Consider the following 22816-nt stretch of genomic DNA (forward strand, 5'->3'; position numbering starts at 1 on the left):
GATGAGAAAGATGATCCGACAGATCGCGTTACTGCTGCTCTGGTGTGCCAGCGCACTCCCGGCACGAGCAGCGTGTGACTGGCCCGAGTGGCAGCAGTTCAAGCGGGATTACATGACTGCCGAGGGACGGGTGGTTGACCCGTCAGATGTGCGCCGAATCACCACCTCGGAAGGGCAGAGCTATGCGCTCTTTTTTGCGCTGGTCAACGATGATCGGGAGACGTTCGAGCTGGTGCTGAGCTGGACCGAACGCGAGCTGGCAAAAGGGGATTTGACCGGCTTCCTGCCGGCATGGCTATGGGGGCAGCAGGGAGATAAGTGGGGGGTGCTGGATGCCAATAGCGCGGCAGATTCGGATCTCTGGATCGCCTACAGCCTGCTGGAGGCCGGGCGTTTGTGGCAGAACCACAGTTACGAATCCATCGGCACTATGCTGCTGCGTCGTATCGCCCGGGAAGAGGTGGCACGAGTGCCGGGCTTGGGGCCGGTGCTGCTGCCGGGGCCCAAAGGGTTTGTTGCGGAAAATCGCTGGACGATCAACCCCGCCTATTTGCCTCCCCAGTTGCTGGCGCGAGTCGTCGGCATGCAGGGGCCGTGGCAAGAGATGCACAAGCAGTGGCCCGCCATCTTGATGGCAAGTGCCCCCAAGGGATTTGCCCCAGACTGGATCGACTGGCAGCAGCCGACAGGCTGGGTGAGCAACGCCAAGCATGGTGATCGCGGCAGCTATGATGCGATTCGGGTCTATCTCTGGGTCGGGATGCTCAGCGCTGACGATCCGGCGAAACAGCAACTGGTGGCCCACTTCTCGCCCATGCAGGCCTATATCAATCGAACCGGCCAGGTTCCGGAGCGCATCGATACCGCCACTGGCAAGGTTGAGGGAAGTAGTGCGGGCGGTTTTGCCGCGGCCCTGCTCCCCCTGATGCAAGGAGAACCTGCACTTGATGCGCTGCGTGCACAAGTCGGCCAGCGCGGCTGGGATGCCCATGCCTACTATGGCAGCGTGCTGACGCTGTTCGGCTTAGGTTGGGATCAGCTGCGTTATCGTTTTGCGGCAAATGGCAATCTGATCCCCCGCTGGAGCGAGCAATGTCATCAGCCAGAGTGACATCCCTCTGCCTGGCGCTCGGGTTACTGATGAGCGGTCAGGCCCAGAGTGCGGTTGAGCCCGTCAGCTGGTTGCTGGAGCAGGTACGCATCGGGGAGGCGATCCATAACGAGGCGCTGATCAGCAATTCGCTCTACTCTCTCTCTCTGGTTGAGCCGAACCATCCCGAGCTGCTGGCTGCCAGGGCTCGTCAGGCGCTGCGTCTTGGCAAGCTGGTCGATGCCCGGCAAGCGCTGACAAAGTTGGCCAGCGTGGCGCCGGATTCGAGCCAGTACCGGCAGATCATGGCCGCACTGGCGCTGGAAGCTCCCGCTGTACGCCAGCAGTTGCAGCAGGCTCGCGTGCTTGCCAGCGCAGGGCGCTTGCAGGAGGCGCAAGCCGAATACCGCAAGCTGTTTGGTTCTGATGGGCCGCCGACGCTGGATCTTGCGGTGGAATATGCGCTGCTTGAGGCCCGCATTCCCGCTAGCCACAAGGCTGCGATCGCTACCTTGCAGGATCTTGAGCTGCGTTATCCCGGTCATGCCGGGTTGCGGGCCGGTCTGGTGAGCAACCTGCAGCAGGATGGTCGCTATCAGGAGGCCATGGTGTTGCTCAAGCGCATGGCGCTTCATCCCGGTAGCCGAGATGCGGCCGCCTCTCTCTGGCTCGCTTCGATCCGCGATATGCCGGTTGGTACTGAGAGCATGGATGCGCTGCGCCAGTTCGTTGTGACGTTTGGCTCTGACAGCGAGGTGGATGAGGCCTTGAAGCTGCTTGATACCCAGGAGCAGCAGTGGGCATCTCCGGCCTTTCGCCAGCGTCAGGAAGCACTGGCACGCAACCGTGTCGGCAAGGCATCGGTGCGGCAGATTAGCGCTGCGCTGGCTGCCAACCCTGATGATCAGGGGCTGAGAGGCGCCCTGGCCGAAGCCTACTCACGCAACAACCGGCGTGCGGAAGCGGTAGCCCAGCTGGAGCAGCTGTTGCGGCAGCCTGACGTAGCCCAGCGCGCAAAGTGGGAGAGCTTGCTGGCGACCAACCGTTACTGGTTATTGCTTGAACGCGCCGACAAAGCGGCCGCCACCCGGCAGTGGGAAGAGGCTGCGACGCTTTACCGGCAAGCTACCCTGCTTGATCCGCAGGAACCGGAGGGGTGGCTTGGGGTGGGTGACAGCGAACTCGCTCGTCAACAAGAGCGGGAGGCAGAGCAGGCCTATCGCAAGGTGCTTGCCTTTGCTCCCGGCAACGAGCGGGCGCTGGGGCGTCTGTTTGATCTTTATGTAAAGCAGGACCCGGCCAAAGCAGTAGCGCTGGCCAAACAGAGTCGATCTCCTCGCTTGCAGGCACAAGCTGCGCTGCTCAAGGCAAAGCAGCTGGAGGAGGAGGCCGACATGCTTGTTCAGGCGGGCAAATGGCCGCAGGCAGTGGCGCGGCGTCAGGAGGCATTGCGCTTGCGACCTGATGATGTCTGGCTGGCGTATCGGCTGGCTGAAGATTTGGCTCATGTCGATGGCTCTGCCGCGGGTGAGCATCTGCTGCGGCAACGCCTTGCAGCCACGCCTCGTGATCTCTCGTTGCGTTATGCCACCGCACTCTTTCTTTCCGGACAGGGCCACCTGGCGCAAGCCCGCACTCTGCTGGCCGAAGAGCCCGCAGCCCGCTGGAGCGACGATATGCGTGAGCTGGATAGCCGGCTTGCTCGCCGGGAACTGGTGGCACAAGTGACCCGACTTCGTGAGCAGGGCGATGAGGCTGCGGCCGAGCGGTTGCTGCAACCCTTGTTGCCTGACGAGGATATCGCTTTGCGGTTGGTGCAATGGGCGATGGTTCGCAGTGACAGGGTACGCGCAGCGCAGCTCTATCAGAGTATTCTGGCTGAACATCCGCAGCATCCCGATGCGCGCCTTGGCATGGCTGAAATCGCGTTGGCCAGAGGGGATCGCCAAGCTGCTTATCGCTGGCTGCCTGCATGGCCTGATACGCCGTCGCCGGAGAAGATGAATCTCTATCGTCAGGTCGCCAATCTTTACCAGCTGCTGGGGGATCCTGACCTTGCACAGGAGATCTTTGCTACCTATGCCCCGCTGGTGTCCGGGTTGCCATCCTCTCAAGAGACCACCCTGTTTTGGCGTGACGCTGCACGCCAGCGTTTTGCCAGCGGAGACAACGAGGGGGCCCTGGCCCTGGATAGAAAGGCGTTGCTGGCTGGCGGCATTATCCCCCGGGAGGATATACCCGATGGCGAGCTGAGCGAGCAGGCGCGTCGCCAGCGTGGTGACGACTGGCTGCTCTCCGGCCTGCGCAGCGATCTTGATCGGCACTATCGTCAGGTGCAGAGCACCTTATCGTTTGACAGTGATTACTGGGGCTCCAGCGGTACGCCGGGGGTGTCAAACCTCCGTGCCCTGACCCAGATGCTGCAGCTGGATATGCCATTGGCTGGCGGCACATTATTCAATCGCATCGAGCTGGTCGAGATGGATGCGGGAACTCTGCCTGCTTCGCCCTACAAGGCGCAACTGGGCACCTGTGCCGAGACAAGTTGCAGTGGCATGGAGCAACAGCGACAGCAGGGTACTGCGGTCGCCGCCGGTTGGCACGATGAGCGCTGGTCCTTTGATCTGGGGACAACACCGGTCGGGTTCGAGGTGGTGGACTGGGTCGGCGGTGCGAGTGTGAGAGGGGATTGGCAGAGCCTGGGATGGCGGGCCACCGCGTCACGCCGTCCGCTCAATAGCTCTCTGCTCTCCTATGCCGGTGTCAGCGACCCCGGCAGTGGTATTCGTTGGGGAGGTGTGCGAGCCAATGGCATACGCCTGGACCTGAGCCGTGACCAGGGTGGGGATACAGGTCTCTGGGGGAGCGTTCAGCAGCATCTCCTGACGGGCAAGAATGTGCCTGACAACTGGCGTACCCGACTGATGGGCGGCAGTTATTACAAGCTGATCAATGAGGATCACCGTCGGGTCAGTGTCGGGTTGAATGCCATGTGGTGGCACTATCAGCAGGATCTGAGTGGTTACACCCTGGGGCAAGGGGGGTATTACAGTCCCCAGCATTATCTCTCGGTATCGCTGCCGGTCAGCTATCGCCAGCGCGTGCAGGATTGGTCCTGGGAGCTTGGTGGTTCTGTCTCTTGGTCACAGGCCAGAACCGATGACAGTCGCCGCTATCCTCTGCCCGGTCTGTTGCCGGATGGCTTGCCGGATCAGGATGCCCCCGTAGCGGGGGGCAGCAGCAGTGGCATGGGTTATACCCTCAATGGGATGGTCGAGCACCGCCTGACCGATCATTGGCGTATCGGTGGTCGCATCGACATTCAGCAGGCGGATGACTATGCCCCCAGCCATGCCACTCTGTTCCTACGTTACACCTTCAAGCCGTGGCGGGGAGATCTCGATATGCCGCCACTGCCTCTGACCCCGTACGCGGAGTTTGATTGACGAGATGCCCGGTTTGACACCGGGCATCTTTGCATGGTGTCACTTCAGATAGGATCGCAAGACCCGCACTACCTGATCCAGATCCTCCAGCCGCTCGGCGTGGGTCGCCTCTTCGGCGCCCAGGTGTTCGCGCATGTGCCCCTCCAGCACCTCCAGCATCAGGCCGTTGACGGCCCCGCGGATGGCGGCGATCTGCTGCAGGATGGCGCTGCAGTCGCTCTCCTGCTCCAGCGCGCTCTCCAGCGCCCCGGCCTGTCCCTTGATGCGGCGCACCCGTGCCAGCAACTTCTTTTTGTCGTGAATGGTGTGGGACATGACGGATCCTCTCGATCAATAAAACTATACTGGGGTATAGTATATTGCATCATCGCTCTCAGGAGAAATCCATGTCATCCCTCGCTCAATCCCACTGTCATCAACCCGTCATCCACGAGGGCAATCCGCTGGCCGAACAGAAGACCCGCTGGGCCGTATTGCTGACCGTCATCATGATGGTGGCGGAGATTGGCGGTGGCTGGTTCTACAACTCCATGGCGCTGCTGGCGGATGGCTGGCACATGAGCTCTCACGCGCTGGCGCTCGGTCTCTCGGTGTTGGCCTACCGCGCCGCTCGCCATTTCGCCCGTGACCACAGATTCAGCTTCGGCACCTGGAAGATCGAGGTGCTGGGTGGCTTCATCAGCGCTCTCTTGCTGGTGGGAGTGGCCGGGTTGATGCTGTTCGAGTCTGTGTTCCGGCTGCTCGATCCCAGCCCGATCCACTATCAACAGGCGATCGCTATCGCGTTGGTGGGGCTGCTGGTGAACCTCGCCTGTGCCTGGCTGCTCAAGGATGATCACGGCCACCATCACCATGGGCATGACCACCATCATGAGCATCACGACCACGATCATCATCATGACCATGACGATCACCACGGCCATCAGGATCTCAACCTGCGCGCCGCCTATATCCACGTGCTGGCGGATGCGGCCACTTCCGTGCTGGCGATCCTGGCGCTGGTGGGGGGCATGCTGTGGGGGGCTGACTGGCTGGATCCGCTGATGGGCATAGTGGGTGCCGGACTGGTCGCGGTATGGGCTTGGGGGCTGCTGCGCGACTCCGGTCGGGTGCTGCTGGATGCAGAGATGGATACCCCGCTGGTGGCGGAGATCCGCGAGGTCATCGCCGAACTGCCACAGACCGAGATCCGCGATCTGCACGTCTGGCGGGTAGGGCAGCAGCAGTATGCCTGCGTGCTCTCTTTGCTGATGGTCAATCCGCTACCGGCGCAGCAGATCCGCGAACGGTTGGCGATCCATGAAGAGCTGGTGCATGTGACCATCGAAATCGCCAGCGAACAGGATAAATAACGGGGGCCGTTGGCCCCCTTGGTTTCAGTGCGGTTGGCACTCTGATGTCAGTGCGGCTGCCCGGTGATCTCCTCTTGGGGCTTGTGTTGCCACACAGCGCCGAGCAGCAGCTTGAGCAGCAGTCCGGGCGGGTTGTCCAGCAGCTTGCCGGACTCCAGCAGCAGCTGGCCATCGGCGCGAAATCCGAGGCTGGCATCTATGGTGCCATCCTCCGAGACTACCTGGATCAGGCCATTGAGGGTGGAGCGTTCACCGGGCTGACAGCGCAGCCGCAGTTCGCGGGGTTCCCCCAGCAGGGTGAAGGCGCGGCTCAGCGGGGGCGAGTCTTCATAATCGGGCCAGTTGAAGAAGTGATACTGCTCGGCCAGGGTGCCAGCCTGCTGGCAAAACTGGTCGAACAGCTGCCCGATCGCCTGATACTCCTGATCGAGTCGTCTTGCCTGCTCTTCAATCCGTTTCATTGTTTACTCCTTGTCTATCCACTTGATCAGACATTGCTTTTCTGACCCCGTGACTGCCATTTTCCAGATATGAGGCCAAATGGCCACGAGGTCTGTGAGCCGGATCGAAGTTTCAGTCTGAAAACGTTATCTTGTTGAAACTGGATGGTTTTTTTGCCCTTCCGCTCACATTTGAATCGATTGCCGCTGATTAATATGGCACCGCCTGGCAATGACCGGGTGCTCGACTATCGAGACTAACTACAGCGGGAATTATAAAAATATGGATATGAAAAAGACCAAAGTGGCGCTGGTAACAGCCTCACTGCTCGCGCTTTTGTCTGGCTGTAATGACAACAGCTCTGATGCCTCCGGTGTGAACCCCGTCCCTCCTACACCGCCTACACCTGAAGTCACCGATGGGCCTGTCGCCCGTCTGCCCAAGATGGATCCCCCGAAAGAGTTGCTGGTTGCCGGCGAAAATCAGGTGGTCATTGCGCTGGTGGATACCCAGTCGGCAGCCAAAGGCGCCAAGGCACCATTTGACAGCCACAGCCTGCACCTTTGGAACAACGACGCCTGCAAGGCAACGGCTGATAGTGGTCTGAATACCGGGTGGGATGACAAGAGCAAGACACCAGCCACTGCCGACAGCTTTGGTCCGGCCTGGGTTGTTCCGCTCAAAAATGTGGAAGGGTGCATCAACTTTATCGCTCGCAACGGCGATCTGGCCAACTTGACCGGCAGCGATATGAAGGTGAGCTTCAGTGAGCACCCGGATCGCACCGTGGCCATCGTCGCGGGCAAGAAAGATCTGTTTGGCAGCCGTGCCGAAGCCTTTACCGCCGCCTTTGGCGTGGCGGGGGCCAGCGCTCATCTTATCGATGGCAATACCCTGATCTGGCAAGGGGGCAAGGACAAGCCCCACGTTCGCCTCTATTACACCGACTCGGGCACCATCAAGGCCAATGCCGATGGGGTGTTCGATTTCCCCTATATCAGCCTGACGGCGACCAGCCTCACTGCCGAGCAGCAGGCCAAATATCCGCACCTCAAGGATGCCGCAGCCTTTGCTCTGCCCAGCGGCAAGGATCTCAAGCCCCTGCTCAAGGGGGAACTGGTGGCTATCGGCACCGATGCCGAAGGTATCCTGCAGGGGGCGACCCTGGTGCAGAGTGCCGGCGCCCTCGATGCACTCTATGCCCCAGAGGCGACCAAGCTGAGCTATGGTGCCGTGGTAGATGGCAACCGGGTGACCTTCCGTCTCTGGGCGCCGACCGCCAAGTCGGTCAAGCTGGCTCTCTACAATGCCAGTCACCAGAAGAGTGGCGAGGTGGCGATGACCTTTGACAACGCCAGCGGCAGCTGGCGTTACGAAGGGGGCAGCGAGCTGATCGGTAAGTTCTACCGCTACGACATGGAGGTCTACCATCCGCTGAGCCGCAAGGTCGAGCACTACGAGGTGACCGATCCCTACTCCCTGAGTCTGGCTATGAACTCCGAGTTCAGTCAGGTGGTGGATCTCGACGATCCGGCGTTGAAACCGGCAGGCTGGGATAGCCTCAAGGCGCCCCACAGCCAGCAGAACCCCGCCGACATCACCATCTATGAAGCCCATGTCCGCGATCTGACCGGTAACGATGATTCCACCCCGGTGGAGCATCGCGGCAAGTTCCTCGGCCTGGCCGATACCGATACAGCGCCGGTCAAACATCTGCAGGCTCTGGCCAAGAGCGGCGTCAGCCATCTGCACCTGCTGCCGGTGTTCGACATTGCCACCGTCAACGAGGAGCCGGCCAAGGTCGCCAACATCAGCGACGACTTCAGCAAGCTCTGTCAGGTTAACCCGGATGTGAAAACATCCAAATTTGGCACCTACTGCGGAGGCGGCCAGACCGTGGGAGATGTGCTGGCCGACCTGCAAGGGGGCGACAGCAAGGATAATCCGCAGGTGCAGGAGCTTTCCGGCTATCTGCGTGGCGTCGACTCCTTCAACTGGGGTTATGACCCCTACCACTACACCACGCCGGAAGGCTCTTACGCCACCAACGCCGAGGGGACCAAACGTATTCTGGAGTTCCGCGAGATGGTCAAGGCCATCAAGCAGAATATCGGCATGAACGTGGTGATGGACGTGGTCTACAACCACACCAACGAATCCGGGCTCGGCCCCAAGTCGGTGCTCGACAAAATAGTGCCCTGGTACTATCAGCGCCTCAATCCGGAGACCGGCTCGGTGGAGAACTCCACCTGCTGCTCCAACACGGCGCCGGAACACGCCATGTTCGCCAAGCTGATGGATGACTCCTTGGTCACCTGGGCGCGCGACTACAAGATCGACGCCTTCCGCTTCGACCTGATGGGCCACCATCCGAAAGATCAGATGGTGCAGGCGCTGGCCGCGGTGAAGAAGGTCAATCCCGAGATGTACTTCTACGGCGAGGGGTGGAACTTCGGCGAAGTGCAGGATGACAAGCGCTTCGTGCAGGCGACCCAGAAGCATCTGGGCGGTACCGGTATCGGCTCCTTCTCGGATCGCTTGCGCGATGCGGTGCGCGGCGGCAGTCCGTTTGATGGTGGCGATACCATTCGCAAGACCCAGGGCTTTGGCAACGGTGCCTTTGTCGATCCTAACGAAATGAGCAAGGTGGAGCTGGCTACGGCCTTGCACCAGTCCGATCTGGTACGGCTCGGCATGGCGGGCAACCTCAAGGAGTTCGTGCTGACCGACAAGGATGGCATGCCAAAGAAAGGCGCTGAGATCGACTACAACGGTCAGCCTGCCGGTTATGCCCAGGATCCGGTGGAAGTGCAGAACTACGTCGACAAGCACGACAACCAGACCCTGTTCGACAACCTGATCTACAAGGCACCTGCCGGAACCGATCTGGTGCGGATGCAGGGGGTATCGCTGGCGACAGCCATGCTGGGTCAGGGCATTCCCTTCACCCATGCCGGTGTCGAGCTGCTGCGTTCCAAATCCATGGAGCGGGACAGCTATGACTCGGGCGACTGGTACAACAAGGTCGACTACACCCTGGGCGACAACAACTTCGACAAGGGGTTGCCGCGCAAGGACAAGGATGGCGACAACTATCCGCTGATCGAGCAGGTGCTCGGCAAGCATGCCAAGCCGGGCTCGGCCGAGATGGCGCAGATGGTGAGCTTCTATCAGGAGCTGGCGGAGCTGCGCAACTCCTCCCGTCTGCTGCGTCTGGGCAGTGGTGCCGAGGTGATCAAGCGGGTCGACTTCCGCAATACCGGCCCGGATCAGGTGCCCGGTCTTATCGTCATGACGGTGGATGATGGCGTCAGTGCCGGGGCGGATCTGGATCCGGCCATCGACGGTCTGGTGGTGATGATCAACGCCAGCAACCAGAGCCAGAGCATCGGTGACTTCCGTGACGGCAACGATCAGCTCATCGATCTGAGCGGTATGGTGCTTGGCAGCAAGCATCGCGCTGTCGACAGCATCGCCAGCGGCGCCGCCTATGATAACGGCCAGTTGACGCTGGGGGCCTGGTCTGCCGCCGTGTTCGTCAAGCCGCAGTCTGGTGCACAGGGCGCGGGCCTGCCGGTCAGCAAGAAGACCGACCTGAGCACCCTGCCACCGTTTGGCAACACCGATGTTTATCTGAAGGGGTTCCTCAATGAGTGGGGCAACACCAACCAGATGACCTTCAGCGGCAACTTTATGTACGAGTTCACTACCCAGGTGAGCACCGACAAGCTGGGTACCACCAACGTCAAGATCGCTGACGCCAGCTGGGGGCCGGTCAACTACGGCAGCTGCAACGACGGTGACAAGCTGGTGGTCGGCACTCCGCTGACCCTTTGCAAGGGGGGCGAAACCGGCAATATCGGTGTCGATCTGGCCAAGGCAGGCAGCTACAAGTTTGTCTTTACCGCCATGAACAAGGACAAACCGACCCTGAGCGTCAGCTTCACCGAGCCGGTGCAGAGCTGCAAGGTGCTGGATACGGTGGCGGGCAATCCGCTCGGCTACAACCTGTTCGTCAAGGGTGAGCTCTCCGGCTGGGGAGCCCAACCTCAGTACCAGCTGAGCTACAAGGGGATGGACGGCGATCTCGCCATCTATCAGGCGGCGTTCAACTACGCCGGCAGCTCCGAGTTCAAGGTCGCCAACGAGGACTGGAGCAAGGAGTACCTGCTCAACGGTGGCGGCGCGGTGAACGCTGAAACCGGCTATTCGTTCGCCTTCTCCAAGGGTGGCAGTGCCAATAACAGCATCACCCTGCCGCAGGGGCTGTGGAGTGTGCTGGTGAAGGTTGACCCGGCTGGCGTCAAGGCGGGTACTGCCGTCATTCAGGAGTGCAGCGTCAAGTAAGCAAGCCATTGAGTCCGGGGGATGGCTCGGCGCCCCCGGGTTGAATTCCACCTTGCCAAGGATGGGATAACTCCGAGAGAGTAAGCAAAGCGCGACTGCCGACCGGCAGGCGCGCTTTTTCTTTTACGGGGTGCCGTGAGAGAAATGAGAGGAAAAAGAAAAGCCGTCCCGGTTGGGGGACGGCTTTTGGCTGGGATGCCATTGGCTGGCTTAACGCTTGCGCAGCAGCCGCAAGGCGTTGGCGGTCACCAGCGCGGTGGCGCCGGTATCGGCCAGCACCGCAATCCACAGGCCGGTGATGCCGAGCAGGCTGGTGACCAGGAAGATGGCTTTAAGCCCCAGCGCCAGCGCAATATTCTGGTGAATATTGGCCAGTGCCGCCCGCGACAGCCGGATCATCGCGGCAATACCGCCGAGCTGGTTGTGGGTCAGCGCCGCATCGGCGGTCTCCAGCGCCACATCGGTGCCGCCGCCCATGGCGATGCCGATACTGGCCCGCTTCATGGCCGGGGCATCGTTGATGCCATCACCGATCATCGCGACTTTCTGCGAGCTGGCGAGCTTGGCGATCTCTTCCACCTTGCCCTCCGGCAACAGACCCGCGCGCCATCCCATCCCCAGTTCACCGGCGATCGCCTCTGCGGCACGGGGGTTGTCGCCGGTCAACATAATACTGTTGAGCCCGAGCCGGTTGAGCTCTTGCAGTGCGGCTGCCGCTTCCGGCCGGATCTGATCCCGCAGCGCCAGCAGGGCCACCGGCAGAGCCTGTTCGCTGCTGCTCTGGCAGAGCACGACCACCGTCTTGCCCTGCTTCTCCAGCATGGCAATCTGGGCCTGTTGATCTTTGCTCAGCGTAGCTATCCGGCTCGGTGCCAGCAGTTGCCACAGCTCGCCGTTGATGCGTCCCTCAACGCCCATGCCCGGCAGGGCACGCAAGTCTCGGGCCTCCGCCAGAGTCAGCCCCTGTTCGGTCGCGTTGGCGACCACGGCGCGGGCCAGCGGGTGGTGGGAACCTTGCTCGATGGCAGCCGCCAGTGCCAGCAACTCGGTCTCCGGCTGGCCATTGAGGCTGACCAGTTCGGTCAGTTGCGGCTTGCCCAGGGTCAGAGTGCCGGTCTTGTCAAAGGCGACGGTGTCGATATGGGCCAATCGCTCCAGTGCGGCCCCCCCCTTGATCAGGGCCCCCTGCCGGGTTGCCGCCGCCAGTGCGGAGGTAACCGCAGCCGGGGTGGAGATGACCAGCGCGCAGGGGCAGCCGATCAGCAGCAGCGCCAGCCCGCGATAGATCCACTCGTCCCAGCTCTGGCCGAAGGCAAGGGGTGGCACCAGCACCACCAGCAGGGCGACCAGCATCATGGCCGGGGTGTACCAGCGGCTGAAGCGGTCGATAAAGCGCTCGATGGGGGCGCGCTGGCTTTCGGCCTCCTCGATGAGGTGCAGAATGCGGTCGATGGCGTTGTTGCCGGGCTCGGAGACGACTTCAAGACGCAGTACCCGATCGGCAGCCAGACTGCCGGCCGGTACCTTGTCACCCTGACGGCGTTCCACCGGAATGGATTCACCGGTCAGGGCGCTCTCGTCAAATGCCCCGAGCTCATCGAGCAGGCGGGCGTCGGCAGGTAGACGAGCACCCGGGGCGATTTCGATGATATCGCCGGGACGCAGCTCATCGGCAGCTACCTCTTCCCGCACCTCGTTCTCGGCAGTGGTACGGATCCGCAGCGCCTTGTCGGGTACCAGCGCCATCAGGGCGGTCACTCCGGCCCGGGCGCGTCCGGCGGCGTAGGCCTCCAGATGTTCACCCAGCATAAAGAGCAGCAGCACCATGGCCGCTTCGGCGGTTTCACCGAGGAACAGGGCACCCACGGCGGCCACCGTCATCAGGGTCTCGATGGCGAAGGGAGAGCCGCTCTTGGTCAGCGCCCACGCCTTGCGGGAGATGGGCCACAGCCCCCACAGGGTCGCCAGGGTAAAGAGCGGCTGACCGAACTCTTTCGGCAGCAGGGCTGCGACCAGCATCAGGCCGGCCAGTGACAGGGGCTGCCAATATTTGCCCAAAAAGTTACCGAATAGATTGCCCAGCAGGGGCTGTTGTGACGCTTGCTCGCGGCCAGCTGCCTGCTTGCCAGCACTTTCCCCCTTGAGCTGGAAACCGGCGGCCAGCACGGCGGCGGTGACGGGATCGGGGGAGAGGCCGGGAGCCAGATCCACCACCAGCTTCTCGGTGGCAAACAACACGCGCGCCTGTTGTACGCCGCTCACCCGGCTGACGGCGGTCTCGATCTTGCGGGCGCAGCTGGGGCAATCCATCCCCAATACCTGCCAGCTATGGCGACTATTACCTTGCTCCGGCGCAACTAGCGGGTCGGCAGGGGGCATATCGTGCTCATGCTCATGCTTATGATCGTGAGCTGGCGATAAGGGGGCGCTGCAGCACGCTTGATCGTGGCAGCTTCCTCGGGGAGGCTCTTCATCCCCGGGTGATTCATTGTCGTCACGGGATGCGTGCTCATGAGGCGTCTGGGTTGAACAGCAACTGACGGGCGTGGTGTTGTCGCAGCAGTGGCTATCGTGGTGATGTTCACTCTGGCCGGAGGCCGCCTTGCTGACGGCCTTGATGGGGGCGCCGTGCTGATGATTGCAGCAGGATTTGCTCATGATGAGTCCCTCTTGATGGGTCCCGCCCCTGCGAGATCCCTGGTTACTGAGAAGGAGTCTAAACCTTGGTGTTAAGTCCAAGGTCAACCCATTTATATCCCTTGTCTTCGCGGGTGTTTGTCTGGTCCCGCCGCCCCTATACTGATCACCCGGATTTTTACTACACCAATAAAGGACATAACACATGAGCAACTCAGTCACTCTGCAAGGCAACCCGGTTTCCGTCGCTGGTCACTTCCCGGTAGCTGGTGAGCAAGCCAAGCCCTTCTCTCTGGTGGCCAAGGATCTCTCCGACGTGACCCTGGCAAGCTTTGCCGGTCAGCGCAAGATCCTGAACATCTTCCCGAGCGTCGATACCCCGACCTGCGCCACCTCTGTGCGCAAGTTCAACGAGCAGGCCAGTGCGCTGGATAACACCGTCGTGCTGTGCATCTCCGCCGACCTGCCGTTCGCCCAGTCCCGCTTCTGCGGCGCCGAAGGTCTGGACAAGGTAGTGACCCTCTCCACCCTGCGCGGTGCGGCCTTCATGGAAGATTACGGCGTTGCCTTCTCTTCCGGCCTGCTGGTCGGTCTGACCGCTCGCGCCATCGTGGTGTTGGATGGTGACAACAAGGTGCTGCACAGCGAGCTGGTCGCCGAAGTGGCCGACGAGCCGAACTACGCTGCGGCGCTGGCCGTGCTGTAAGGCTGCAAGCCATAAAAAATCCCGCTTCGGCGGGATTTTTTATGCGGGAATTGTCCGTTCAGGGCGTAGCGGGCGGGGTGGTTGCCGGTTCGACCTTGGCGGCAGGGGAGGGTTGCCACTCCACATAGGGGCGGTGGATCTTCTCGTATATCTCGGCCAGTTTGCCGGTGGCGGCCAGCTGATCAATGGCTTGGCGGAGAAATTCGTCCATATCATCACCTGCAGCCCCTTTCTGGATGATGAAGACATCCTCGAAATCCCCGAAAAATTCTCGCCTGATATTGGTCAGCCCCAGCTGCTTGAGCATCAAGTCGGCCTCCTCTTGCGCCCAGACAAAGGCGTCGATACGGCCGCGTGAGAGCTTGCGCAGTGACTGCTCGATACTCATCGAGCGCTGCACCGGGAAGGGCATATAGTCGGGAATGGCCTCGATCAGCAGATCCCGTTTGGTGGGCACTATGCCGTAGGCCATATCCGTGGTGACTGGATAACTGGTATTGCTGTAAATCACATGGGCAACCTTGCCAAAACTGCGGGTACTGAAGCGATAAGCCAGCATATCGATATCCTTGAGGTTGCGGATGGCGGGCAGCCCCAGGTCAGCCTTGCCGGAGATCACCCCAGCCATGGCACGGGCGATGGGGTAGATGGTGATCTTGATGGTCACATCGGGGTAGAGATCATCGATGGCGTGCACCAGGTCGACAAAGAGGCCTGTCTTGTCGGCATTGATCAGCCCTGGCAGCTCGCCAAGGTGGGCATTGAGGATGCGCACCGGTTTCGGCGGCTCGGGGGCGGCGTCGTTTTCCGGAGTCTGCGACAGGCCGAGAGTCGCGCTGCCGAGCAGGGTGACCACGAGCAGCAGAAGGGGGATGTGTCTGGTCATGGCGGGTCTCTCTTGGCAAGGTGTCAGGTGAAGTGTAGTCAGCCTGCCGCCCGCACCGTGCGGTCGGCCCATGATGGATAGGGTTTTACTTCTCTTCCCCCGCTCACTAGACTTCGCCTCCCACTCCTTTGTTGACGTAGCGCCATGACCTTTAGTGAACTTGCCCTCCATCCCGCCCTGCTGGCCTCTTTACCAGCCACCTTGCAGACGCCGACCCGCATCCAGCAGCTGGCCATTCCGGCGGCACTGGCGGGGCAGGATCTGCTGGCACTGGCCCAGACCGGCAGCGGCAAGACCCTGGCGTTTGGCTTGCCGCTGTTGCAGCGGCTGGATCCCGCCTCCAGTCTGGTGCTGGGTCTGGTGCTGGTGCCGACCCGCGAGCTGGCGATTCAGGTCACTGCTGCGCTAAAAGAGGGTGCCGAGGCGCTGGGGCTGCGCATCGTGACGTTGTGTGGGGGCGTTGCGCAGGAGCGGCAGCAGGCCGAACTGGCGCAGGGGCCACAGCTGCTGGTGGCCACACCGGGACGGCTGCGGGATCTGCTGACCCAGCAACTGCTGGGGCTGGATGGTTTACAACTCTTGGTGCTGGATGAAGCTGATCGCTTGCTGGAGATGGGCTTTGCTCCCGACATCAAGGCACTGCTCGGCTTTATTCCGGCGGATCGCCAGACCCTGCTTTTCTCCGCCACCTTGCCTGCCGAGCTGGAGGCGCTGGCCCACGGCCTGCTGCGCGAGCCTAACCGTATCGAGGCAAACCCCCTCAATAGTGTGGTGAACGAGATCGAAGAGCGGCTCTATCTAGTCAACAAGAGCAGCAAGGTCCCGGCGCTTATCAGCTTGCTCAAGGAGCAGGCGTGGCCGCAGGTGCTGGTCTTTATCAGTGCGCGGGATGATGCCGACGGGGTGGCCAGAAAGCTGGCCAAGGCAGGTATCGCTGTGGCTGCCCTCCATGGCGAAAAAGAACAGGCGGTGCGCGAGCAGGCGCTCAGCGATTTCAAAGAGGGCAAAATTCGGGTGCTGGTGGCCACCGACCTGATGGCGCGCGGCATCCATGTGGAGGCGCTGCCGGTGGTGATCAATCTGGATCTGCCCGCCAGCGCCCCCGTCTATGTGCACCGCATCGGCCGCACCGCCCGGGCCGGGCGCAGCGGGCTCGCCATCTCGCTCACCTGTCATGGTGAAGCCGATATGCTGACTGCGATCCGCACCCTTACTGGACGTGAGTTGCCGGTGAGTGAGCTGGCCGGCTTCCCGGTCACCGACCAGCCAGCCAGCGGGGAGGGCAAGCGCCCCCCTCGTGACAAGCAGGCCAATCGCCGCACCCAGGCCAAGCGCAGCGTCAAAGCGTTTAAAGGCAAGGTGCCACGCGGCTGAGATCAGCCCCGTGCCAGCGGGTAGGTAAAGAGCGCCAGATGGGCGAAGTTGAAGGCGAAGTGCAGCAGGATCGCCACCGTGAGTCGTCCGCTCAGCTGGAATGCCAGACCGTAGCAGATGCCCGCCAGCGTGGCGAAGAGAGCCAATAGGGTTCCACCCGCCAGATGGCCCGCCCCGAACAGGCTGGCGGCCACCACTATACCGATCCAGGGGCGGTAGCGTTCGGCCAGCCCTTGCTGGATCGCCCCCCGAAACAGCGCCTCCTCTGCCACACAGGTGAACAGCAGGTTGTTCAACGCGAACAGCCACCACCAGTGGGGCAGTCCCACTTCCGGTTTCAGTGCCCCCAACTGACAGGCTATGAGCAACAGGGCGGCTAGCGGCAGCAACAACAGAGCCAGCGGATGCTTCCTCCCTTGCCGAGCAGTGTCGGGCAGGCCAGCAGCAAGCCAAAGGATAGCAGCGGCTTGTCGAGGTTCAGATACATATTGAACGGCACGCTGGCGGGGCCTGCCAGCGCCTGATCCAGTACCTTGAGATTGCTGAAGCCGGGAACCAGATGCAGGGTCAGCGCCACCGCCCATGTCAACAGGGCTCCCCATACCAGAATTCGGCCATAGCCGGACAATAATGGCAGGCGCCATGCCAGCAGCAGGGCTGCAAGCGTTACCAGCAGTGCGGTCGCGGTGATGCGATCCAGCCAGAGCGCCAGCAGCAGAGCCACAGCAAGCAGCAGGAAACCTGGCAGGCGTTGGCGTGCCATACAGAGCAGGGTTGCCAGTGCCAGTGCTGCCCAGATCAGTATGTCAGGTAGGGGTAACATCGGAACTCCTCTGTAACAAAATCGCAGCACCTTAGCAGGGGCGTTGGCGCAAAGGCAACCAGACCGGGTTATTTGGGTCAGCCTCCTATACTGAACTGGAGAGTAAAGAGAGGGATGGCGATGAAGCACTATGGCTGGTTGTTCTGTTGTTGGTGTGGATGGTTGTCATGCGCCCCCCTGTCGCTGGTAACCGGAGATTTTTCGCCCTATTCCGGGGCCGGGCTGCCTGATGGTGGGCAGAGCACCCGGCTGGTGACGACCCTGCTGCGTGAGGCGGGCTATGACGAGCTGAAGGTGGAGTTTTTGCCCTGGAACCGGGGTTATGAGCTGACGCGCAACGGCCTGGCATCCGCCATCTATCCCTACGCCTGGACGAGTGAGCGGGCCAAACTCTTTTATTACAGCGCCCCTATCCATATCGATTACCTCTCCTGGTTCAGCTATCACGGCAGCGATCGGGTGCTCGATGGCAAGTGGCAGGGGTTACGGGTCTGTATTCCTGCCGGCTGGAGCACCAGCCATGCGGATGAGGTTATTACCCGTTTTTCTCTACAGCTCGTTCGCCCCAAGAGTCTGGCGCAGTGTCTGCAATTGCTCGAACTCAAACGGGTTGATCTGATGCCAATGAACGATGCGGTGACGGCGGACGCCAGCATGCAGGTGTTCGGCGACCCGAACTATCTGCAACCGCTCCCCTATTTTCGCCAGCGGGATACCTTCTATCTGCTGGTATCGCGCAAGGCACCCGATGGCCGAGAGCTGATCGATCGGTTCAACGAGGCGCTGGCTGCGAGTCGTGCCAGCGGTCATTACGACAAGCTGGTTCCCGGCACGCTGCCCCGTCTGCTTCGCTGTGATAAACCTTAATGGATGGGGGGATGGCAGAAACAACAAAGCCGGAGCGGTGGCTCCGGCTTTGATTTTTTGCCGCGATGACGATCGATCAGCATGGGCGATAAGCTGGTTTTCCAGCTTATGCTGGGGGATTAGCGGCCTGATTCGGCAATCACGCGGGCGATGATATCGGCGCGCTTGCCGGCTTCCAGTTCGCCCAGGGCGATCAGGCCAGCCTTGAAGATGACGTTCTTCGGCAGGCTGACATCGTCCAGCGTGGCGATCGCTTCAACGTGCATACCGTTCAGACGGCTGGCATCGCGCGGGCTCAGGTTGACCTGAGTGTTCATCACCTGCTTGCCTTTCTTCTTGGCAGGTGCAGCCGCTTTCTTGGTGGATTCCTGTTCTTCGTCTTCCGGCAGTTCGTCATCAAAATCGTAAATAGACATAGTCAATCCTGTTGAGTTAGGCAAAAGGGCACATTTGCCCGACATTGGGTCAATCAGCCCATATCCTCGTTACGGATAAAGGCGCGCCAGGAGCCGAGCACCTGGGCAAAATCTTCCAGCCCGCACATGGCCAGCTGTTCATCATCGTAGTAGGCGAGATCGTCAAGATCCTCACCCAGCTCGATATTGAGGGCGTTGGCTTTCACCTCCGCCTCTTCATGGGTCAGCAGCAGGGAGTAGTCACCGCCGTTGAGCCGGTATTCGACTCGGGTGCGGTTGGAGAGCTGATCAATGATGGAGAAGAGCTCGTCGAGCTTCTCCTCATCCTTGCCAACCTCGTCGATCAGCCACTGACCGATGGCTTCATGGCCCATGGAGAACCGGGCGCGATAGCCACCAAACGGGTCGCGGCGAAATTCATAATCCATAGCACAGTCCAGATCGGAGGGATGGGCCATCACGGGCAGGCGGGTGCAAGCACGCAATTCCTGCTCCATGGCGGGGCACACATCGGGTAAAGTGGCCTATTCTAGCGATCCCCCTCTCGCTTGTCTTGATGATGTGGCATCTTTGCGCCCATGTGCCCTGAATCGGCCCGTGGTGGCGTCGCCAGATCAGCCCCTTGTCCGGAGATGTTATGCAGCTAAACGATAATCTTGCCCGCCAGATCGTCGCACGGGCGATGAAGATCCTGTCGTTCTCGGTCAACGTGATGGACGAACACGGCCTCATCATTGCGTCCGGCAATCCGGAGCGGATCCATCAGCGTCACGAAGGGGCCGTGCTGGCATTGACAGAAAACCGGGTGGTGGAGATCAGCGAAGCGACTGCCCTGCAGCTCAAAGGGGTGCGACCCGGCATCAATTTGCCCATCTCCTATCAGGGGGAGCTGATCGGGGTGATCGGTATCTCAGGCGATCCGGACATCGTTCGTGCTTACGCCGAGCTGGTGCGAATGACGGCAGAGCTGATCCTGGAGCAGGCGGCGCTTACCGAGCAGTTGCAGTGGGACAAGCGCCACAAGGAGGAGCTGGTGTTGCAGCTCATTCGTGGCGAGGGGCGAGTCGATCAATTGCAGCAGGCGGCCCGTTTCCTCGGGCTGGACTTGGCCCAGCCTAGGGTGGTGGCCGTGCTGGCGCTGGAGGAGGCGGATCCGGCGCGTCTGCGGGAGCTGGTTCATCAGCTGGAGAACCCGGAGCGGGACAATCTGGTCGCCATCAACGGGCTCGACGAGATAGTGGTGCTCAAACCGGCGCAGTTGAGTGAGGGCGTCTGGCAATCGGCGCAGGAGCGCAGCCGGATCAAGCAGTTGCTGGCCCGCATTCCCCACTTCAAGGTGCATATCGCGGTGGGCGATTACTTCGCCGGGATCGACGGGCTGGCGCGCTCTTACCAGACGGCGCGCGATACATTGCGCCGTGGCATGCGCCAAGCGCCGCGCAAGCAGGTCTACTTCTTCGAGGATTACCGCTTGCCGGTGTTGCTCGGCAGTCTGGCGGACTCCTGGCAGGCGGATCAGCTGCGCACACCGCTGCAGAAACTGGCCCGGGAAGATGGCAAAGGGGCGCTGCAGAAGACCCTGCGCCACTATTTCTTGCAGGATTGTGATCTGCATCGCTGTGCCGAGGCGCTGTTCATTCACCCCAATACCCTGCGCTATCGGCTGGGGCGGATAGAGCAGATAACCGGATTGAATTTCAACAAGTTAGACGACAAATTTTTGCTCTATCTCGGCCTTAATCTCGACTTGTGATTGTAAATTTAGACAAAAAATCACTTTTACATGACGCAATTTTTGGTTTGTAAGCCAAAGCATTCTGATTGTAGATCTCCATAATGGCGGCCATTCACTCCCATTGAAGGTGTCCGTCATGATCCCGGTTACAGCCCTTGGCGCCATCGCGGCGCTCTCCATCGCCATCATCCTCATTTTGAAGAAGGTGCCGCCCGCTTACGGCATGATCGTGGGTGCCCTGGCCGGTGGTCTGATTGGCGGTGCCGATCTGACCCAGACCGTCGCCCTGATGATCGGCGGTGCCCAGGGGATCACCACTGCGGTGATGCGGATCCTGGCGGCCGGTGTACTGGCCGGCGTGCTGATCGAATCGGGCGCGGCCACCACCATCGCCGAAACCATCGTCAAGAAACTCGGTGAAACCCGCGCCTTGCTGGCGCTGGCGCTGGCAACCCTGATTCTGACTGCGGTCGGCGTGTTCGTTGACGTGGCAGTTATCACGGTGGCGCCCATCGCGCTGGCCATCGCCCGCCGTGCCGATCTCTCCAAGGCGGCCATCCTGCTGGCGATGATCGGCGGCGGCAAGGCGGGCAACGTCATGTCCCCCAACCCTAACGCCATTGCCGCGGCTGACGCCTTCCATCTGCCCCTCACTTCGGTGATGGCGGCGGGCATCATCCCGGGTCTGTTCGGTCTGGTGATGGCCTACTGGCTCGCCAAGCGGCTGAACAACAAGGGCAGCAAGGTTGCTGCTGATGAAGTGGTGAGCTTTGCCGGTGCCAAGTTGCCAGGCTTTGCCGCCGCCATCAGCGCGCCGCTGGTCGCCATCCTGCTGCTGGCCCTGCGCCCGGTCGCCGGTATCGTGGTGGATCCACTGATTGCGCTGCCCCTCGGTGGTCTGGTCGGTGCCCTGATGATGGGCAAGTTCAGCAAGGTGAACCAGTTTGCGGTCTCCGGCCTCGCCCGCATGGCGCCGGTCGCCATCATGCTGCTGGGTACCGGTACCCTGGCGGGCATCATTGCCAACTCCGGCCTGAAAGATGTGCTGATCAGCGGCCTGACCGCCTCCGGTCTGCCTTCTTACCTGCTGGCGCCTATCTCCGGTGCCCTGATGTCGCTGGCAACCGCCTCGACTACCGCCGGTACCGTGGTGGCCTCCAACGTATTTAGTTCCACCCTGATTGAACTGGGGATCAGCAGTCTGGCCGGAGCAGCCATGATCCATGCCGGTGCCACCGTGTTTGACCACATGCCCCACGGCTCCTTCTTCCATGCGACCGGTGGCAGCGTCCACATGGGCGTGGGTGAGCGACTCAAGCTCATCCCCTACGAAACCGCAGTCGGTCTGACCATTGCAGCTGTCTCTACCCTGATGTTTGGCGTGTTTGGCCTCGCCTAAGGAATTGATATGAAAATTGTTATTGCCCCCGATTCATTCAAGGAGAGCCTGAGCGCCATGGCGGTGGCTGATGCCATCGAGGCCGGTTTCAAACAGGTGTTGCCAAACGCCACCTACGTCAAATTGCCGATGGCCGATGGCGGCGAGGGCACGGTGCAGTCGCTGGTCGATGCCACCGGCGGCCGCATCCTCCCGGTCGAAGTGACCGCCCCCCTTGGCAACAAGGTGCAGGGCTTCGTCGGCCTGCTGGGTGATGGCGAGCGCGCCGTCATCGAGATGGCCGCCGCCTCCGGTATCCATCTGGTCGCTCCCGAGCAGCGCAATCCGCTGCTCACCTCCAGCTTCGGTACCGGCGAGCTGATCCTGGCCGCGCTGGAGATGGGGGTGAAGCACCTCATCCTCGGTATCGGCGGTAGTGCCACCAATGACGGCGGTGCCGGTATGATCCAGGCGCTCGGCGGCAAGTTGCTCAAAGCCGATGGCTCAGCCATCGAGCTGGGTGGCGCCGGTCTTGCCGAACTCGCGACCATCGACCTGAGCGGTCTGGACCCGCGTCTGGGCGAGCTGGTTATCGAGGTGGCGTGCGATGTGAACAACCCGCTGTGCGGCCCGAAAGGTGCCTCCGCGGTGTTTGGCCCGCAGAAGGGGGCGACCCCGGAGATGGTGCAGCAGCTCGATGCCAACCTTTCCCGTTATGCCGACTGCATCGAGCAGGCCCTTGGCAAGCAGGTGAAGGATATTCCGGGGGCGGGCGCTGCCGGTGGTATGGGGGCCGCGCTGGTCGGTCTGCTCGGTGCCGAGCTCAAGCCCGGCATCCAGATCGTCATCGAAGCCCTGAAACTGGCTGAGGAAGTGGCCGATGCGGATCTGGTCATTACCGGTGAAGGTCGTATCGACAGCCAGACCATCCACGGCAAGACGCCAATCGGTGTCGCACGCTGTGCCAAGCAGTTCGGCAAGCCGGTGATCGGTATCTCCGGCTGCCTGACCGATGATTGCGGCGTGGTGCACGAGCACGGGCTGGATGCGGTGTTCGCCGTGGTCAACCGTGCCATGTCTCTGCCGGAGGCGCTGGAGAGCGCTAGCACCAACATTCAACTCACTGCGCGCAACGTAGCAGCGCTCTATCAGCTCAAGGGCTGATCCTGTTCGGCCGATGCGTCCCATCGGCCACTCAATATCCCCGTTTGGGGCATCTCCCATCCCGAGAGATGTCTGACTGCCCTGGCACTTATTTGCCGATCCATCGTGATCGGCTCTTTTCTTTCCGTTCCTTTGTCTTGCCACACTTTTGACT

Annotated in this window: 16 protein-coding genes and 1 pseudogene; 10 read left to right on the plus strand and 7 right to left on the minus strand. The window is 61.3% G+C overall.

The window, feature by feature from the left end; genetic code table 11:
- Position 1: 1 nt before the first annotated feature.
- Positions 2 to 1111: a cellulose synthase complex periplasmic endoglucanase BcsZ gene (gene bcsZ / locus ACW5W8_RS15640; RefSeq protein ID WP_498628600.1), complete on the plus strand. Its 1110-nt coding sequence runs from the start codon at positions 2 to 4 to the stop codon at positions 1109 to 1111.
- Positions 1093 to 4536, plus strand: a complete 3444-nt coding sequence (gene bcsC, locus ACW5W8_RS15645; RefSeq protein ID WP_498628602.1) for a cellulose synthase complex outer membrane protein BcsC — start codon at positions 1093 to 1095, stop codon at positions 4534 to 4536. Before bcsZ ends, bcsC begins: the two co-directional genes overlap by 19 nt.
- A 39-nt stretch (positions 4537 to 4575) precedes the next feature.
- Here bcsC and ACW5W8_RS15650 read toward each other — a convergent pair whose 3' ends face one another.
- Positions 4576 to 4851, minus strand: coding sequence for a metal/formaldehyde-sensitive transcriptional repressor (locus tag ACW5W8_RS15650; protein ID WP_108572003.1), 276 nt, complete (start codon positions 4849 to 4851; stop codon positions 4576 to 4578).
- 71 nt (positions 4852 to 4922) lie between these two features.
- On the opposite strand from ACW5W8_RS15650, the gene dmeF reads away from it, so the two are divergent.
- Entirely contained in the window at positions 4923 to 5888 is a 966-nt protein-coding gene (gene dmeF / locus ACW5W8_RS15655) for a CDF family Co(II)/Ni(II) efflux transporter DmeF (RefSeq protein WP_498628604.1), read from the plus strand.
- Between the two features lie 47 nt (positions 5889 to 5935).
- Here the strand turns inward: dmeF and ACW5W8_RS15660 are convergent, their stop codons facing one another.
- Positions 5936 to 6349 carry a hypothetical protein gene (locus ACW5W8_RS15660; protein ID WP_498628606.1) on the minus strand — a complete coding sequence of 138 codons (414 nt, stop codon included), beginning with the start codon at positions 6347 to 6349 and terminating at the stop codon, positions 5936 to 5938.
- 262 nt (positions 6350 to 6611) lie between these two features.
- Here ACW5W8_RS15660 and pulA point away from each other — a divergent pair, with 262 nt between their 5' ends.
- Positions 6612 to 10676: a pullulanase-type alpha-1,6-glucosidase gene (gene pulA / locus ACW5W8_RS15665; protein WP_498628608.1), complete on the plus strand. Its 4065-nt coding sequence runs from the start codon at positions 6612 to 6614 to the stop codon at positions 10674 to 10676.
- A 210-nt stretch (positions 10677 to 10886) separates the two neighbouring features.
- Here pulA and ACW5W8_RS15670 read toward each other — a convergent pair whose 3' ends face one another.
- Positions 10887 to 13334 (minus strand): zinc/cadmium/mercury/lead-transporting ATPase, encoded by a 2448-nt coding sequence (locus tag ACW5W8_RS15670; RefSeq protein ID WP_498628610.1) that lies wholly within the window; start codon positions 13332 to 13334, stop codon positions 10887 to 10889.
- 184 nt (positions 13335 to 13518) lie between these two features.
- Here ACW5W8_RS15670 and tpx point away from each other — a divergent pair, with 184 nt between their 5' ends.
- Positions 13519 to 14019 carry a thiol peroxidase gene (gene tpx, locus ACW5W8_RS15675; RefSeq protein ID WP_498628612.1) on the plus strand — a complete coding sequence of 167 codons (501 nt, stop codon included), beginning with the start codon at positions 13519 to 13521 and terminating at the stop codon, positions 14017 to 14019.
- A 58-nt stretch (positions 14020 to 14077) separates the two neighbouring features.
- Here the strand turns inward: tpx and ACW5W8_RS15680 are convergent, their stop codons facing one another.
- The gene (locus ACW5W8_RS15680; protein WP_498628614.1) at positions 14078 to 14905 is read right to left on the minus strand and encodes a transporter substrate-binding domain-containing protein; all 828 of its coding nucleotides are present in this window, start codon (positions 14903 to 14905) and stop codon (positions 14078 to 14080) included.
- 144 nt (positions 14906 to 15049) lie between these two features.
- Here ACW5W8_RS15680 and ACW5W8_RS15685 point away from each other — a divergent pair, with 144 nt between their 5' ends.
- Entirely contained in the window at positions 15050 to 16279 is a 1230-nt protein-coding gene (locus ACW5W8_RS15685; protein WP_498628615.1) for a DEAD/DEAH box helicase, read from the plus strand.
- Positions 16280 to 16281: 2 nt separating this feature from the next.
- Here the strand turns inward: ACW5W8_RS15685 and ACW5W8_RS15690 are convergent.
- Positions 16282 to 17102 (minus strand): annotated as a pseudogene (locus tag ACW5W8_RS15690) (CPBP family intramembrane glutamic endopeptidase).
- A 162-nt stretch (positions 17103 to 17264) separates the two neighbouring features.
- On the opposite strand from ACW5W8_RS15690, the gene ACW5W8_RS15695 reads away from it, so the two are divergent.
- Entirely contained in the window at positions 17265 to 17969 is a 705-nt protein-coding gene (locus tag ACW5W8_RS15695) for a substrate-binding periplasmic protein (protein WP_498628617.1), read from the plus strand.
- A gap of 119 nt (positions 17970 to 18088) precedes the next feature.
- Here ACW5W8_RS15695 and ACW5W8_RS15700 read toward each other — a convergent pair whose 3' ends face one another.
- A complete protein-coding gene (locus ACW5W8_RS15700; protein WP_005348860.1) occupies positions 18089 to 18385 on the minus strand; it encodes a hypothetical protein in 297 nt (98 codons plus the stop codon).
- 53 nt (positions 18386 to 18438) lie between these two features.
- Entirely contained in the window at positions 18439 to 18813 is a 375-nt protein-coding gene (locus ACW5W8_RS15705) for a YacL family protein (RefSeq protein ID WP_031227767.1), read from the minus strand.
- 209 nt (positions 18814 to 19022) lie between these two features.
- Here ACW5W8_RS15705 and ACW5W8_RS15710 point away from each other — a divergent pair, with 209 nt between their 5' ends.
- The 3 genes from ACW5W8_RS15710 (at position 19023) to ACW5W8_RS15720 (ending at position 22662) form a co-directional block, all read left to right on the plus strand.
- Positions 19023 to 20138: a sugar diacid recognition domain-containing protein gene (locus ACW5W8_RS15710; RefSeq protein WP_139408522.1), complete on the plus strand. Its 1116-nt coding sequence runs from the start codon at positions 19023 to 19025 to the stop codon at positions 20136 to 20138.
- Positions 20139 to 20256: 118 nt separating this feature from the next.
- The gene (locus ACW5W8_RS15715; protein WP_236562198.1) at positions 20257 to 21519 is read left to right on the plus strand and encodes a GntP family permease; all 1263 of its coding nucleotides are present in this window, start codon (positions 20257 to 20259) and stop codon (positions 21517 to 21519) included.
- Between the two features lie 9 nt (positions 21520 to 21528).
- Positions 21529 to 22662, plus strand: a complete 1134-nt coding sequence (locus tag ACW5W8_RS15720; RefSeq protein ID WP_498628621.1) for a glycerate kinase — start codon at positions 21529 to 21531, stop codon at positions 22660 to 22662.
- Positions 22663 to 22816 lie beyond the last annotated feature (154 nt).

The sequence above is a fragment of the Aeromonas aquatilis genome, from assembly GCF_054052405.1.

Coding starts and splice junctions, on each gene's coding strand:
- ACW5W8_RS15685 (WP_498628615.1), top strand. CDS start 15,050: ATGACCTTTAGTGAACTTGCCCTCCATCCCGCCCTGCTGGCCTCTTTA.
- ACW5W8_RS15720 (WP_498628621.1), top strand. CDS start 21,529: ATGAAAATTGTTATTGCCCCCGATTCATTCAAGGAGAGCCTGAGCGCC.
- ACW5W8_RS15670 (WP_498628610.1), bottom strand. CDS start 13,334: ATGAGCAAATCCTGCTGCAATCATCAGCACGGCGCCCCCATCAAGGCC.
- bcsC (WP_498628602.1), top strand. CDS start 1,093: ATGTCATCAGCCAGAGTGACATCCCTCTGCCTGGCGCTCGGGTTACTG.
- ACW5W8_RS15710 (WP_139408522.1), top strand. CDS start 19,023: ATGCAGCTAAACGATAATCTTGCCCGCCAGATCGTCGCACGGGCGATG.
- ACW5W8_RS15715 (WP_236562198.1), top strand. CDS start 20,257: ATGATCCCGGTTACAGCCCTTGGCGCCATCGCGGCGCTCTCCATCGCC.
- ACW5W8_RS15705 (WP_031227767.1), bottom strand. CDS start 18,813: ATGGATTATGAATTTCGCCGCGACCCGTTTGGTGGCTATCGCGCCCGG.
- ACW5W8_RS15680 (WP_498628614.1), bottom strand. CDS start 14,905: ATGACCAGACACATCCCCCTTCTGCTGCTCGTGGTCACCCTGCTCGGC.
- bcsZ (WP_498628600.1), top strand. CDS start 2: ATGAGAAAGATGATCCGACAGATCGCGTTACTGCTGCTCTGGTGTGCC.
- tpx (WP_498628612.1), top strand. CDS start 13,519: ATGAGCAACTCAGTCACTCTGCAAGGCAACCCGGTTTCCGTCGCTGGT.
- dmeF (WP_498628604.1), top strand. CDS start 4,923: ATGTCATCCCTCGCTCAATCCCACTGTCATCAACCCGTCATCCACGAG.
- pulA (WP_498628608.1), top strand. CDS start 6,612: ATGGATATGAAAAAGACCAAAGTGGCGCTGGTAACAGCCTCACTGCTC.
- ACW5W8_RS15700 (WP_005348860.1), bottom strand. CDS start 18,385: ATGTCTATTTACGATTTTGATGACGAACTGCCGGAAGACGAAGAACAG.
- ACW5W8_RS15660 (WP_498628606.1), bottom strand. CDS start 6,349: ATGAAACGGATTGAAGAGCAGGCAAGACGACTCGATCAGGAGTATCAG.
- ACW5W8_RS15650 (WP_108572003.1), bottom strand. CDS start 4,851: ATGTCCCACACCATTCACGACAAAAAGAAGTTGCTGGCACGGGTGCGC.